General features: G+C 69.1%; 14 protein-coding genes. 7 read left to right on the top strand and 7 right to left on the bottom strand.

The window, feature by feature from the left end; genetic code table 11:
- The first annotated feature begins 4 nt into the window (after nt 1-4).
- From clpP to cmk, 5 genes are all read left to right on the top strand, one after another.
- The gene (clpP, locus tag RAH39_RS10550) at nt 5-601 is read left to right on the top strand and encodes an ATP-dependent Clp endopeptidase proteolytic subunit ClpP (protein ID WP_306590059.1); all 597 of its coding nucleotides are present in this window, start codon (nt 5-7) and stop codon (nt 599-601) included.
- Nucleotides 601-1,728 carry a pyridoxal phosphate-dependent aminotransferase gene (locus tag RAH39_RS10555; RefSeq protein ID WP_306590060.1) on the top strand — a complete coding sequence of 376 codons (1,128 nt, stop codon included), beginning with the start codon at nt 601-603 and terminating at the stop codon, nt 1,726-1,728. The genes clpP and RAH39_RS10555 overlap by 1 nt, the downstream gene beginning before the upstream one ends.
- Nucleotides 1,729-3,417 carry a RecQ family ATP-dependent DNA helicase gene (locus RAH39_RS10560; RefSeq protein WP_306590062.1) on the top strand — a complete coding sequence of 563 codons (1,689 nt, stop codon included), beginning with the start codon at nt 1,729-1,731 and terminating at the stop codon, nt 3,415-3,417. It abuts the gene before it with no gap.
- 171 nt (nt 3,418-3,588) lie between these two features.
- Entirely contained in the window at nt 3,589-5,040 is a 1,452-nt protein-coding gene (locus RAH39_RS10565) for a NapC/NirT family cytochrome c (RefSeq protein WP_306590063.1), read from the top strand.
- Between the two features lie 34 nt (nt 5,041-5,074).
- Nucleotides 5,075-5,740, top strand: coding sequence for a (d)CMP kinase (cmk, locus tag RAH39_RS10570; RefSeq protein WP_306590064.1), 666 nt, complete (start codon nt 5,075-5,077; stop codon nt 5,738-5,740).
- A 178-nt stretch (nt 5,741-5,918) separates the two neighbouring features.
- On the opposite strand, the gene RAH39_RS10575 is transcribed toward cmk, so the two are convergent.
- The 7 genes from RAH39_RS10575 to RAH39_RS10605 form a co-directional block, all read right to left on the bottom strand.
- Nucleotides 5,919-6,539, bottom strand: coding sequence for a hypothetical protein (locus RAH39_RS10575; RefSeq protein WP_306590065.1), 621 nt, complete (start codon nt 6,537-6,539; stop codon nt 5,919-5,921).
- 148 nt (nt 6,540-6,687) lie between these two features.
- Nucleotides 6,688-7,734 (bottom strand): cytochrome d ubiquinol oxidase subunit II, encoded by a 1,047-nt coding sequence (cydB, locus tag RAH39_RS10580; protein ID WP_306590066.1) that lies wholly within the window; start codon nt 7,732-7,734, stop codon nt 6,688-6,690.
- Between the two features lie 9 nt (nt 7,735-7,743).
- Entirely contained in the window at nt 7,744-9,105 is a 1,362-nt protein-coding gene (locus RAH39_RS10585) for a cytochrome ubiquinol oxidase subunit I (RefSeq protein WP_306590067.1), read from the bottom strand.
- A 112-nt stretch (nt 9,106-9,217) separates the two neighbouring features.
- A complete protein-coding gene (locus RAH39_RS10590) occupies nt 9,218-10,489 on the bottom strand; it encodes an MFS transporter (RefSeq protein WP_306590068.1) in 1,272 nt (423 codons plus the stop codon).
- Entirely contained in the window at nt 10,482-11,045 is a 564-nt protein-coding gene (locus RAH39_RS10595) for an isochorismatase family protein (RefSeq protein ID WP_306590069.1), read from the bottom strand. The genes RAH39_RS10590 and RAH39_RS10595 overlap by 8 nt, the downstream gene beginning before the upstream one ends.
- A gap of 20 nt (nt 11,046-11,065) precedes the next feature.
- Complete coding sequence (locus RAH39_RS10600) at nt 11,066-11,512, bottom strand: MarR family winged helix-turn-helix transcriptional regulator (protein WP_306590070.1); 447 nt, start codon at nt 11,510-11,512, stop codon at nt 11,066-11,068.
- A 124-nt stretch (nt 11,513-11,636) separates the two neighbouring features.
- Nucleotides 11,637-11,966, bottom strand: coding sequence for an ArsR/SmtB family transcription factor (locus RAH39_RS10605; protein ID WP_306590071.1), 330 nt, complete (start codon nt 11,964-11,966; stop codon nt 11,637-11,639).
- A gap of 170 nt (nt 11,967-12,136) precedes the next feature.
- Between RAH39_RS10605 and RAH39_RS10610 the strand changes: the two genes are divergently transcribed.
- Together RAH39_RS10610 and RAH39_RS10615 are read left to right on the top strand one after the other, a co-directional pair.
- Complete coding sequence (locus tag RAH39_RS10610) at nt 12,137-12,661, top strand: KdsC family phosphatase (protein ID WP_306590072.1); 525 nt, start codon at nt 12,137-12,139, stop codon at nt 12,659-12,661.
- A gap of 1 nt (nt 12,662) precedes the next feature.
- Nucleotides 12,663-13,205 carry a hypothetical protein gene (locus RAH39_RS10615; RefSeq protein WP_306590073.1) on the top strand — a complete coding sequence of 181 codons (543 nt, stop codon included), beginning with the start codon at nt 12,663-12,665 and terminating at the stop codon, nt 13,203-13,205.
- Nucleotides 13,206-13,260: the final 55 nt, after the last annotated feature.

Genomic DNA, 13,260 nt, shown 5'->3' on the forward strand with positions numbered 1-13,260 from the left:
GCCCATGCCCAGCAGCTACTATCCCCCCATCGTGATCGAGCAGACGCCCCGCGGCGAGCGCAGCTACGACATCTACTCGCGCCTGCTCAAGGACAACATCATCTTTCTGGGCACCGCCGTGGACGACAACGTGGCGAACGCCATCGTCGCGCAGATGCTGTTCCTCGAGAGCGAGGACCCGGACAAAGACATCCAGATCTACATCAACAGCCCCGGCGGCAGCGTCACCGCGGGCCTCGCCATCTACGACACCATGCAGTTCGTGAAAAACGACATCGTGACCTACTGCATCGGCCAGTGCGCCTCCATGGGCGCGCACCTGCTCGCCGCGGGCACCAAGGGCAAGCGCTTCGCCCTGCCCAACGCGCGCATCATGATCCACCAGCCCTCCGGCGGCGCCCAGGGCCAGGCCACCGACATCGAGATCACCTTCAAGGAGATCCAGCGCCTGAAGGAGAACCTGGCCGCCACGTTCGCCAAGCACACCGGCCAGCCCCTGAAGAAGGTCATGAAGGACATGGACCGGGACTACTTCATGAGCGCCGAAGAGGCCATGGAGTACGGCATCGTCGACAAGGTCCTGTCCGAGCGGCCTGCGTAATGAGCGCGAGCCTCTCGACCCTTCCGGCCTTCGACCACCTGTCCCGGATTCCGCTGTACGTGCCGGGCAAGCCCATCCAGGAAGTCCAGCGCGAGCTGGGGCTCACCACCGTCGTCAAACTCGCCTCCAACGAGAACCCCTGGGGGCCGACGGAAGCCGTCAAGGCCCGCGTGGCCTCCGTCATCGCCGGGTCCGAGTTCGAGGGGCTGGGGCTCTACCCCGTGAGCGACGGCTACTACCTGCGGAAGCGCGTCGCCGAGCGGAAGGGCGTCGCCCTCGATCGCGTCGTCCTCGGCAACGGCAGCAGCGAGATCCTGGAGATGGTGGCCAAGGCCGCCTTCCTGGACGGCGGCAGCGCCGTCGTGCCCAAGCACAGCTTCGCCATCTACGGAATCGCGACCCAGACCGCCGGCGGGCGCGTCATCGAGTCCCGGGCCTCGGCCACGGAACTCGACGCGGACGACATCCTGAACGCCGTCGCGGAGGACACGCGGCTCGTCTACCTCGGCCATCCCAACAACCCCACCGGCGTCCGCCTGGAGCGCGCCGCCCTGGAGCGCCTGGTGCGCGGGCTGCGCGAGGACATCGTCCTGGTGGTGGACCAGGCCTACGCCGAGTACGAGGATCCCGCCGAGTACCCCGACGCCGCCGCCTACCTGGACGAGCGGCCGAACCTGCTCGTCCTCCACACCTTCTCCAAGATCCACGCCCTGGCGGCCCTCCGCATCGGCTACGGCCTCGGCTCGAAGGAGCTGATGGGGCTGCTGGAGCGGGTCCGCAGTCCCTTCAACACCAACCACCTGGCCCAGGCCGCGGCGGAGGTCGCCGTCCAGGACCTGGCGTTCGAGGCCTTCTCGCGGACCAGGAACGCCGAAGCCCGCGCCGCCTTCGTCGCGGAGGCCGCCAGCCACCGCTGCCGCCTGTCGGGCACCAGCGGCAACTTCATCCTGCTGGAAAGCGCCCTGCCCGCCGCCGATCTGTTCAAGGATCTGCTCCAGCGCGGCGTGATCGTCCGTCCCATGCAGGGCTACGGCCTGCCCAACCACATCCGCGTCTCCTTCGGCAAGCCCGAGGAGATGGCCGCCTTCTGGAAGGCCGCGGGACCGCTGCTCGACGGCGGCTGCTGATTGGCGCCGGTCGGCGATGAGATCGGCCTCCTGCGCGGCCTGCTGGACCGCGGGGAGCGGTCCGCCTGCCGGGAGGGACTGACGGCCCTGCGGACCCGCTACCGGCAGGACCCGGGAGCGTTCACCCCCGACACCATCACGGCGCTGAAGGCGGTGGCCGCCGCGCTGGAGGCCGCTCCCGACCTGGAGGCGGCCCTCAAGGCCACCTTCGGGTACGACACGTTCCGACCGGGCCAGCGGGCCATCATCGAAGCCGTGCTGGCGGGCCGCGACGTCGTCGGAATCATGCCCACGGGCGCCGGAAAGTCCCTCACCTACCAGCTTCCGGCCCGCCTCCTCGGCGGCGTCACGCTGGTGGTGTCGCCCCTCATCGCCCTCATGAAGGACCAGGTGGATGCCCTCACCGAGGCCGGACTGCGGGCGACCTTCCTCAATTCCAGCCTGGATGCGGAAGCCCGCCGCGACCGCATCCGCGCCCTCAAGAACGGCGAGCTGGAGCTGGTCTACGCCGCGCCCGAGGGCCTGGAACTCTACCTCGCGGACCTGCTGCGCGAAGTGGACCTCCGCCTGATCGCGGTGGACGAAGCCCACTGCATCAGCCACTGGGGCCACGATTTCCGCCCCGCCTACCGCACCCTGGCGGGCCTGAAGCGGCGCTTTCCGTCGGTGCCCGTCCTGGCCCTGACGGCGACGGCGACACCTGAAGTCCGCCGCGACATCGCCGCCCAGCTGGAGATGCGCGGGCCTTTGGAAGTACAGGGCTCCTTCTTCCGGCCCAACCTGCGGATCAGCGCCTACCGCAAGGGCGCGGAAGGCCAGCCGCCGGTGCGGGAGGCCATGCTGCGCCTCCTGCTGGCCCGGCGGGGGGAGAGCGGCATCATCTACTGCCTGTCGCGGAAGGCCGTCGAAGCCACCGCGGCCTTCCTCACCGGCGAAGGGCTGCGGGCCGCGGCCTACCACGCGGGAATGGATCCCGCCGCCCGGGCCGCCGCCCAGGACGCCTTCCAGAAGGACGACGTGGACGTCATCGTGGCCACCGTGGCGTTCGGGATGGGCATCGACAAGAGCAACATCCGCTTCGTCATCCACCGCGACATGCCCAAGAGCGTCGAGGGCTGGTACCAGGAGATCGGCCGCGCGGGCCGCGACGGCGCGGACGCGGACTGCGTGATGTTCTACGGCTGGGGCGACGTCCTCAGCTACGACCGCTTCACGGACGGCCTGGAGGACAGCCTGGCCCAGGGGCAGCAGCGGCAGACCCGCGACCTCTTCCGCCTGGCCGAATCGACGCGCTGCCGCCACCAGGCGCTCCTGGCCCACTTCGGGGAGCGGATGGACCCCTGCGGCGCCTCCTGCGACGTGTGCTCCGGCGTCGATCCGCTCGAAGCCGCGCCCAAGCCCGGCAAGGCCAAGCGGGGCTCGCCGCGGGGCACCCGCCCGGCGCTGACGGAGGGCCCGGTGGAGGGCGAAGAGGCGCTCTACCGCCACCTGAAGGCCCTGCGGAAGGGCCTCGCCGACGAGAAGGGCGTCCCCGCCTACGTGATCTTCAGCGACGCCACCCTCCAGCAGATGGCCCGGTTCCGCCCCGCCACGGAAGCGGAATTCTTAGCCTTGAGCGGCGTCGGACCGAAGAAGCTGCAGCAGTACGGCGAAGCGTTCCTCGACAGGCTGCGGACCTGGGAGCCTTGAGCTCCCGGGATCTCTGTCACAACTTGGAATGTCGCAAGTTGATAACAATCGAGATAGGTCACTACGCACGGGATCGCGGGCTTGTCGCCGTCCCCGCGGGATTCTAGGGTTAGAGAGAGACATTTCATACGCGCATGTCGTTTGTTTTCCCCCATACGCGGAGGTAGCGCAGTGAGCATCATCGAACGCACCAGAGATCTGGTCAGGCTGGCCTTCCAGCTGGGCAACAACTGGCTGACCCTGGCCGGCGCCGCCATCACCACGAGTTCGGCGGTCGTCCTCATCTGGTTCTGGTTCATGGAACTCACGAGCCCCCGGCCCATCTCGCCCTACGCCGGGATCCTCCTGTTCCTGATCCTCCCCGGCATCTTCCTCGCGGGCCTGGCCCTGATCCCCCTCGGCATCTGGCGCCTGCGCCGCCAGCGCAAGCTGGCCGGCGAAGCCCCCCAGCCCCTCCAGAAGGTGGATTTCAAGCAGCCCGGCGTGCGCCGCCTGCTCACCGCCGTGGCCGTCCTCACCTTCGCCAACGTGGCGATCATGGGCACCGCCGGGCTGAAGGGCGTGGAGTACATGGACTCCAACCGCTTCTGCGGCCTCACCTGCCACACGGTGATGAGCCCCGAGTACACCGCCTTCCTGGATTCCCCCCACTCCCGCGTGGGCTGCGCCCAGTGCCACATCGGCCACGGCGCGCCTGCCCTGGTCCGCGCCAAGCTGTCCGGCACCCGCCAGCTGTTCGCGGTGGCCTTCGGCACCTACTCCCGGCCCATTCCCAGCCCCGTCGAGCACCTCCGCCCCGCCCGCGAGACCTGCGAGCAGTGCCACTGGCCCCAGAAGTTCACCGACGACAAGCTGATCATCCGCACCAAGTACTCCGAGGACGAGGCCAACACGCCGGCCACCAGCATCCTGCTGCTGAAGATCGGCGGGCACACCGCCAACGGGACCACGGGCATCCACGGGCGCCACCTCGACGCCATGGAGCGCATCAGCTACGTCTCCACCGACGCCCGCCGCCAGGAGATCCCCAAGGTCACCTACCGCGACGACAACGGCCAGATGGTCGATTACGTCACCGACGAGTTCAAGCAGTTGCCCCCGGAAAAGCTGGCCAAGGCCACCACCCGGAAGATGGACTGCATCGACTGCCACAACCGCCCCACCCACGCCTTCGAGCTGCCGGACCGCGCCATGGACAAAGCGCTCGCCAACCAGCGCATCAGCGCCGAGCTGCCCTACATCAAGAAGAAGGGCGTGGAGCTGCTGAAGGCCGACTACGCCAGCCGCGACGAGGCCGGCTCGAAGATCGTCCTGGGCATCAACGAGTTCTACCGCACCACCTACCCCGAAGTGTTCAAGCACAAGCGCGCCCAGGTGGACGCCGCCGCCGAAGGCGTCAAGGCCATCTACCTGCGGAACGTCTTCCCCGAGATGAAGCTGATGTGGGGCACCCACCCCAACAACATCGGGCACGAGGAATCCGTGGGCTGCTTCCGCTGCCACGACGGCAGCCACACCGCCGCAGACGGCCGCGTGATCAAGGGCGACTGCGACACCTGCCACACGATCCTCGCGCAGGACGAGAAGGACCCGAAGATCCTCAAGGACTTCGGAATGAAGTAATGACGGGCGCGGAGCGGTCCCCCAAAATGAAGGGATGACCGTTTCCGAGCTTCCGCTGATCGCCATTGACGGCCCGTCGGGCGTGGGGAAATCCACCACTGCCCGGCGGGTCGCCTCGCGTCTGGGCTGGCAGTACCTGGATACCGGCGCCATGTACCGCGCCGTCGCGCTGGCCGTGCATCGCGCCGGCCTGGAACTGGGGGACCGCCCCGCGCTGGAGCGCCTCCTGGCGGGCCTGGCGCTCGCGCAGGAGGGCACCCATATCTTCCTGGGCGGAGAGGACGTGAGCGAGGCCATCCGCAGCCTTGAGGTCACGCGCCGCGTCACCCCCGTGAGCGCCGACGCCCGGGTGCGCGAAGTCCTGGTCGAGCAGCAGCGCCACGTGGGCGCCACCGGACGGTGGGTGGTGGACGGCCGCGACATCGGCACCGTGGTTTTCCCCGGCGCCTGCTGCAAGGTGTTCCTCACCGCCAGCCCCGAGGCCCGCGCCCGGCGCCGTTTCCTGGAACTCCAGGCCAAGGGCGCCGTCGTGGCCTTCGAAGAGGTACTCGAAGACCTCCGTCGCCGCGACGAAGCCGACACCACCCGCGCCGTCGCCCCCCTCCGCAAAGCCGATGGCGCCGTCGAACTGGACTCCAGCGACCTCACCCTCGACGAAGTGGTGGATCGCATCGTGGGAGCGCATCTGGCGCACGCCTGATACCGCTTTGCATTCAAAAGCTAAGGATCACCGCCAAGGCGCCAAGGACACCAAGAAGCGCACCCTCACGGGGTAGAGCCTTTCTTGGCGCCTTGGTGTCTTGGTGGTGAAAAAGATCTTGAGGCTTGGGTCCTGATCACCCCTCGGGATGACGCTGCGATCGCCGGCGGTTCCTCGATCAGAGGTGGATGCCGAGGGCGCACTCGAAGGTGGTGGTGGATTTCTCCCCGGTGGTCCACTGGGTGTCCACGAACTGGAGTCCGCCGGTCTTCAGGCGATACGCGCTGACCTCCACGCTGATCTTGTCATTGAAGCGGAAGCCCACGCCCAGCACCGGCGTCAGCGTCGTGACCTGGTCGCCCCTGAACGTGGTGCGCGCCGGCGAGGCGTCCGTCGGAAAGGCCTTGTCGTACTGATCGAGGGTGCTCCGCAGCCGGAAATAGCGCAGCCCACCCTGGACGTAGGCGCCTTCGAACGCGCCCTTGAAGTCGGTGTAGCGGTAGAGGACGCCGCCGTAGAACCCCTGGGTGCCGAAGGACAGGGACTGCACGTCCGAGACCGTCGCGTCGGCCGAATTCTGCGTGGTGTAGCCGCCTTCGACCACCACCTGAGCCTTCCGCGCCATCCAGTAGCTCCCCTCCACGCCGATGCCCCAGCGCCCGCGGCCGCCGAGGTGGTCCGACACCTTGTCGCTGGCGGGGCTGAGGGTCAGCTTGAGGACGGGATCCCAGGCGTCCTGCGCCCGGAGCCCCGCGCCCGCCGCCAGCAGGAGCGCCGCCATCCCCAGATGTCGCGTCATCGATCCCATCGTCTCCTCCTCACCGCGCCGCCCTGAACCACCGCCAAACGCGCGGCAGCACGGCTCCACGACGATTCTAGATGGGCCGCGGAAAAGCGGAAGGCCCGCGGGGACCTTCCCGGCGGGCCTTCCGCTGGTCTTTGCTTTCCTAGTACCCCTCGCCCTCCGCTGCGGCCTTCACCTTGCCCCGGTGGAAGCGGAACAGGAAGGTGAGGTAGCCGATGGCCAGGGGGAAGCCCAGAATCCACCAGACCAGGCCCGCGCGAAGGCCGTGGACGCCCACGCTGGCGTTGTGGGCGGTGAGGTCGAACTGGGGGCCGAGGGTGGACTTCAGCATCACCGGATAGACGCAGGCGGCGCTGGCGGCGAGGAGGCCCAGGATGAAGGCGCCCGATCCGAGGAAGGCCAGGAGATGGCGCTTCTGCCAGATCCCGACGCCCACCACGACCAGCCCGGCCAGGAAGATGGCGGTCGCCAGCCACGCCAGAGGCGCGCTGCCGAGGCGGCTGAAGACGGCGGGATTCACGATCCACGTGGCGTAGCTGGCGAGGACCCACAGCACCAGGACGGCCGCCCACAGCTTGGCGGCGAGGCCGGCGGAGCGCGCGTGGACGGGGCCCTCCGTCTTCCAGGCCAGGAACAGCGACCCGTGGGCCGCCACCGCTACCAGCGCGAAGACGCCGATCAGGACGGTGTACCAGTCGAGGATCCCGGGCTGGGAGCCCAGCCGGAAGTTGGTCCACAGCGGCATTTCGAAGTATCCGCTCCCGTCCAGGGGCACGCCCCGCAGGACATTGCCCAGGGCCGCGCCCAAGAGCACCGGCAGCAGGATGCTGACGAAACTGAAGGCGAAGTCCCAGAACCGGCGCCACAGGCCGTCCTGGACGTGGGAGCGGAACTCGATGGAGATCCCGCGCCCCATCAGGCACCACACCACCAGCCACATGGCCAGGTAGAAGCCGGAGAAGCCCGCGGCCAGCACCTTGGGGAAGGCCAGGAACAGGGACCCGCCGCCGGCCAGCAGCCAGACCTCGTTCCCGTCCCACAGGGGCCCGATGGCGGCGAGCACCTCGCGGCGCTCCTCGTTCGTCCGGGCGACGGCGTGATGCAGGATCCCGGCGCCGAAGTCGAAGCCGTCCATCACGACGTAGATGGCGACCATCACGGAGACGAGCCAAAACCATAGTTCATGCATGGCGGACTCCTAGACGTTCGACGGGTTCGGGTGGGTCGGCGCGTTGAGGGCGTGGGGCGCCGGCCCGTGGGCGATCTCGCGGCCGATCAGGAACAGCCACAGGACGCTCAGGATGGTGAAGATGCCGGCGAAACCCAGGGTGGTGAAGGCCGTGTGGCCCGCGTTCACCGTGGGCGACGCGCCGTGCACGGTGCGCAGGACGCCGTAGATCAGCCAGGGCTGGCGGCCCAGCTCGGCCACCGCCCAGCCCGCCGTGGTGGCGATGTAGGGGAAGGGGAAGGCCAGCATCAGGATCCAGAGCATGGGCCTCGCGGTGTCCAGCTTCTTCCGCCACAGCAGGAGCCCGGCCAGGCCCATGATCGCGATCATGATCGTCCCCAGGCCCGCCATGATGTGGAAGGCGTAGTAGAGCAGCTCGATGTTCTGCGGCCACTGGTCCTCGGGGAACTCCAGCAGGCCCTTCACGTTGCTGGAGAAGCTGCCGTAGGCGATGAAGCTGAGGACCGCCGGAAGCTGGATGGGATTCTCGATCCGGCGCTTGGCCACGTCCGGCTGGCCCACCAGGGTGAGGCTCGCCCGGGGTCCGCTCTCGAAGCGCCCTTCCATCGCCGCGAGGCTGATGGGCTGGTGCTTCGCCACGAGCTTGCCCTGGAGGTCCCCGGTGGGGAACGCCACCAGCACGCTGAACACGAGGCCCATGATGGTGCCGGTCCGGAGGTTCAGCTTCGCCTGCTCGGGATAGAGGCCCTTGAGCGTCCAGTAGGCGCCCACGGCGGCCACCACGAAGGAGCCGGTCACCACCGCCGCGATCATGTTGTGGGCGTACTGCCCCAGCGCCCAGGGGTTCAGCAGGAAGGCCCAGAAGCTGGCGAGCTGGAGCGTCCCGTCCGCCGCCACGGTGTAGCCGACGGGATGCTGCATGAAGGCATTGGTGGCGATGATGAAGTAGCCCGACAGCCAGCTTCCGATCCACAGCGCCAGCGCCGCGCCGAAGTGGCCCTTGGGCGACAGGCGCTTCTCGCCCCAGATCAGGAGGCCCAGGAAGCTGCTCTCCAGGAAGAAGGCGAACATGCCCTCCATTCCCAGCGTCTGGCCGATGATCCCGCCGGAAAGGTGGGAGAACTTCGCCCAGTTCGTGCCGAACTGGAATTCGAGGGGAATGCCCGTCACCACGCCCACCGCGAAGTTGATCCCGAAGATGCGGATCCAGAACCGCGCGGCGTCGTTGTAGCGGGCCTCGCCCGTCCGCAGCCCCAGCGCCTTCAGGACGACGATGACCAGGGCCAGGCCCATCGTCAGCTGGGGGAAGAGGTAGTGATAGGTCGCCGTGAACCCGAACTGAAGCCTGTGCCAGAAAAGCGGATCGCCCATGGTCCCTCCGTCCCACCTGCGTGCGGTGCGTCAGTGCTGAATCGCGCCCAGTATCCCACGGCCGAAGGGGACCTTGAACGTCACAATCGCCCCTGAATTTTCCGCCGCGCGGTCAGACCGGGCCGTCGTCACACTCCGCGCTCGGTGCGGCCTGCTTCCGGCGGTGCCGGAGCCCGACGCCCGCCGCGGCGAAACCGGCGGCGGCCCCCACGCCCAGCGCCCAGCGCGGACCAAAGGCATCGGCGACGCGGCCCACCAGCGGCGCGCCGAGGGGCGTGCCGCCCACGATCAGCGCCAGGAGGATGGCCACCACCCGGCCCCGCATGGCGGGCTCCGTGGAGAGCTGCACCAGGCTGTTGGTGGAAGTGGTGAGGATCTGGGCGGAAGCCCCGACCAGGACCAGCGCCGCGCCGAAGAATCCGTAGCTGGGCATCACCGCGGCGAGGCCGCAGCCCAGCCCGAACACCGCCGCGGCGCCCGCCAGCAGCCCGATCCGCGGCTCCGGCCGCGACGCGGCGAACAGCGCGCCCGCCACGGAGCCGATGGCCATGATCGAGGTGAGGAGCCCGAACTGGGCGGCGCCCGCATGGAACACCGTGGCCGACATGGTGGAGATGAAGATGGGGAAATTGAGCCCGAAGGTCCCGATCAGGAAGAGCATCAGGAGAAGGGCCTTGAGATCGGATCGCCCCCACACGTAGCGGAACCCTTCGGCCAGGCTTCCCGCCGCGCGCGGCAGCTTCGGCTTGCGGTGGAGATGCGCCACCCGAAGCAGGCTCAGCGAGCCCAGGACCGCGGCGAAGGACGCGGCGTTGATCAGGAAGACCCAGCCCGTGCCCACCTTGGCGATCAGGACACCGGCAACGGCCGGGCCGATCATCCGGGCGGCGTTGAAGGAGGTGGAATTCAGGGCGACGGCGTTGGACAGATCCGCCTCCCCCGCCAGCTCCGACACGAAGGTCTGGCGGGCGGGCGCATCGAAGGCGGCCACGCAGCCGAGCAGGAGCGCGAACCCGTAGACGTGCCACAGCCGCACGCGGCCCGTGACCGTCAGCAGGCCCAGCCCCAGGGCCAGTAGCCCGAGCGTCGCCTGGGTGGCGAACAGCAGCTTGCGCCGGTCGAAGTGATCGGCGGCGAACCCGGTGAGGGGCAGCAGCAGGATCTGCGGACCGAACTGGAGCCCCATCACGGCGCCGACGGCCGTGGCGTTGTGCGAGGTGAGCTGGGTCAGGACGAGCCAGTCCTGGGCGATGCGCTGCATCCACGTGCCCACGTTGGAGACGATCGCCCCGGCCGCCCACACGCGGTAGTTGAAGCTCCGCAGCGCCCGGAAGGTGCCGCGCCAGGAGGCGCTCCCGGGCCCGGCCGGGCCGTCTTCAGCCACGGGCGCCGTCCAGGAGGGCCAGGATCTCGGCGGTGGTGCCGGTCTCTCCCAGCCGCGGGAAGACCCGCGCCACGCTGTTGGCGTGGGCGTCGGCATCCGTGTCCGTCATGGCGTCGATCGCCAGGGTGACGTTGAATCCCAGCTCGTGGGCGTGCCGCGCCGTGGATTCGACCCCGCTGCAGGTCGCGATCCCCGCGATCACCACCTGGGTGACGCCCAGCGCCGCCAAATGCTCGCGGAGCCCGGTGTTTGTGAACGCGCCCCAGGTCCGCTTCGCCACGACGTGATCCTCCGGCTGCCGATCGAGTTCCGGCGCCAGCTCGAACCACTCGGGAGAGGTGGGTCCTCCGCTGCGCGTCCGCTCCACGCGGCCCGGCGCGCCGCCGACCACGGTGACCAGGACCACCGGCAAGCTGCGCCGCCGGAAGGCGGCGGCCAGGGCGGCGGCGCGCGCCACCACCTCGTCCGCGGGATGCACCGTGGGATAGGCCCGGATGCCCTGCTGCAGGTCGATGACGATGAGGGCCGTCCTGGGATCGAGCGTGGTGAGGGCCATGGCGTCTCCTTGGGAAAAGTTCAGGGCTCGGCGAGGCGCGCGAGCAGTTCCACCGCGGCCGCGAGCTTCTTCTGCTCCGGCGGCGTGAGGTGGCGGCGGAGGGCGCGGAACAGCCAGTCCTCCCGCGCGGCGCGGGCCGCCTGCACCTTCTTCACGCAGGCGTCCGTCAGCGACAGGAGGGTCCGCCGCCCATCGGCGGGATCCGGCGCGCCGCTCACGAGGCCCGCCGCCTTGAGCGCCGCCACCGTTTCGCCCATGGACTGGGGACGCATCCCCTCCGCCGCCGCCAGGGCCGACACCGTGGCGGGCCCGTCCTGCTCCAGGCGGACCAGGACCCGCACCTGGGTCCAGCTGAGGTCGCCCAACTGCGCTTCCCCGCGCATCCGGCGCTTCAGCTTGCCCAGGACGATCCTCAGCTCCGCCGCCAGGGCCGCCGTGCGCGCGAGTTCGGGATCCCGTTCATCCATGGGCGAGGCGTCCAATCATGAAGGCAACCTTCACAGGTTGCCTTCATGATTCAGTCCCGTCAAGCCGGCCGCCGTCCCTGCCGGAAGACGGCGGGAAATCTCCCGGCTCGGCCGTTCCAGTCCCCTACTTGAGGGCCTTGTAGCTGACGCGGGCGCGGGCGGTGACGTGGCCGCAGACCAGGTCGCACAGCTCGCCCACGAGGGGCATCGCGGGCGTGAAGTAGACGGCGTTGCCCTCGGGCTCGCGGCTGACCAGCCCCACCCGGACCAGGCAGGCCAGGTGCTTGGAGGCATTGGCCTGGGACAGCCCCGCGGCTTCGGCCACGGTCCCCTGGCTGAGGGCCCCGTCCGCCTCGAGCAGGGCGCGGAGGATCTTCAGCCGCGACACGTCGCCCATGGCGCTGAACAGGCCGCTCACTTCCTCGATCATGGGATTGCTCAGCTGATGGGGCACGACTTCAACTCCTGAAGCATATAGCCATCTAACGGACGATTTCGTCCAGCCGAAATCCGTCACCACACCAGAACTGTAGCTTCATCGAAGCACCCGGCGGACAAATATCCACCTCCATGTCGTTTTTGTCGGAGCGCCGGTGGCTTGGTAGGCTGATCCAGGAGATTCCCGTGGACGACCTGGACCTGCGCGCCGCCAAGATCCGCCTCCTCTGCACCGACGTGGACGGCGTGCTGACCGTCGGAACCCTGCACTACGGGGCGAGACCGGGGCACACCAAGGCGTTCAACGTCCGCGACGGCGCGGGGATCAAGTGGCTCCAGCGGGCGGGGATTCCCGTCGCCTTCATCTCGGGCCTGCACGCGGAAGCCACCATCCATCGGGCCCAGGATCTCGCGGTGGAGGACTGCTTCGCCGGGCACCTGGACAAGCGGCCCATCCTCGACCGGCTGTGCGAGAAGTACGGCCTGGAGTACGACCAGGTGGCCCACCTCGGAGACGACCTCGCGGACCTGCCCCTCCTGCGCCGGGTGGGATTCGCCTGCTGCCCTTCCGACGCCGCGTCCGAAGTGAAGGCCGTCTGCCACTGGGTGCCCGACGTGCCCGGCGGCTACGGCCTTCTCCGCGCCGTGGCGGAGCGCATCCTGAAAGCCCAGGGACACTGGGACGCCCTTCTCCGCAGCTACGAGGCCTGACATGACGCTTCCCTTCCCCCTGCGCGCCCTCCTCCTCGCCGCCGCCGCGACGGCGCTTCCGGCGCAGGAAGCCACCTTCGGCCTCCGCGGCCACCTCCTGCTGCCCGTGGGCGACCTTCCGGACCTCGCCAGCGGCCAGCTGGGCCTGGGGCTCGCCGGATTCGTGGACATTCCCGTGGGCCGCGGCTTCTCGCTCCGCCCCGTGGTGGGCGGACAGTTCATCCCCAAGGGCGACTCCACCAAGCTGCCGGGGACGAAGACCCGGATCACCTCCGTGGATTTCATGGTGGACGCCGTGTGGTTCCCGTCGGAGAACCCGGAGCGCGGCCCCTACCTCGTGGGCTCCGCGGGCGCCCAGCAGTGGCAGATCAGTTCCGCGGGCACCACCACCTCCACCGTGACCCACACCCGCATGGGCCTGGGCGCGGGGCTGGGCTACCAGGCCTCGCCCCGCCTCGGCTTCGAGATCAAGGGCGTGTGGAGCCCCATCACCCCCGACATCACCGCCACCGGCCTGACCTTCGGCGCGACGATGCGGTTCTGAAAGAGAAAGAAAGGAACCGCGAATGAACGCGAAAAAAGAAAGGTAGTGCTCTCAT

The sequence above is a fragment of the Geothrix sp. 21YS21S-4 genome (assembly GCF_030845995.1).
Classification (GTDB): Bacteria; Acidobacteriota; Holophagae; order Holophagales; family Holophagaceae; genus Geothrix.

Bases quoted from the DNA above. Each gene is read 5' to 3' on its own strand.
- RAH39_RS10595 (WP_306590069.1), bottom strand. From the start codon at position 11,045: ATGGCCCTCACCACGCTCGATCCCAGGACGGCCCTCATCGTCATCGAC.
- RAH39_RS10600 (WP_306590070.1), bottom strand. From the start codon at position 11,512: ATGGATGAACGGGATCCCGAACTCGCGCGCACGGCGGCCCTGGCGGCG.
- RAH39_RS10555 (WP_306590060.1), top strand. From the start codon at position 601: ATGAGCGCGAGCCTCTCGACCCTTCCGGCCTTCGACCACCTGTCCCGG.
- RAH39_RS10575 (WP_306590065.1), bottom strand. From the start codon at position 6,539: ATGACGCGACATCTGGGGATGGCGGCGCTCCTGCTGGCGGCGGGCGCG.
- cmk (WP_306590064.1), top strand. From the start codon at position 5,075: ATGACCGTTTCCGAGCTTCCGCTGATCGCCATTGACGGCCCGTCGGGC.
- RAH39_RS10585 (WP_306590067.1), bottom strand. From the start codon at position 9,105: ATGGGCGATCCGCTTTTCTGGCACAGGCTTCAGTTCGGGTTCACGGCG.
- RAH39_RS10615 (WP_306590073.1), top strand. From the start codon at position 12,663: ATGACGCTTCCCTTCCCCCTGCGCGCCCTCCTCCTCGCCGCCGCCGCG.
- clpP (WP_306590059.1), top strand. From the start codon at position 5: ATGCCCAGCAGCTACTATCCCCCCATCGTGATCGAGCAGACGCCCCGC.
- cydB (WP_306590066.1), bottom strand. From the start codon at position 7,734: ATGCATGAACTATGGTTTTGGCTCGTCTCCGTGATGGTCGCCATCTAC.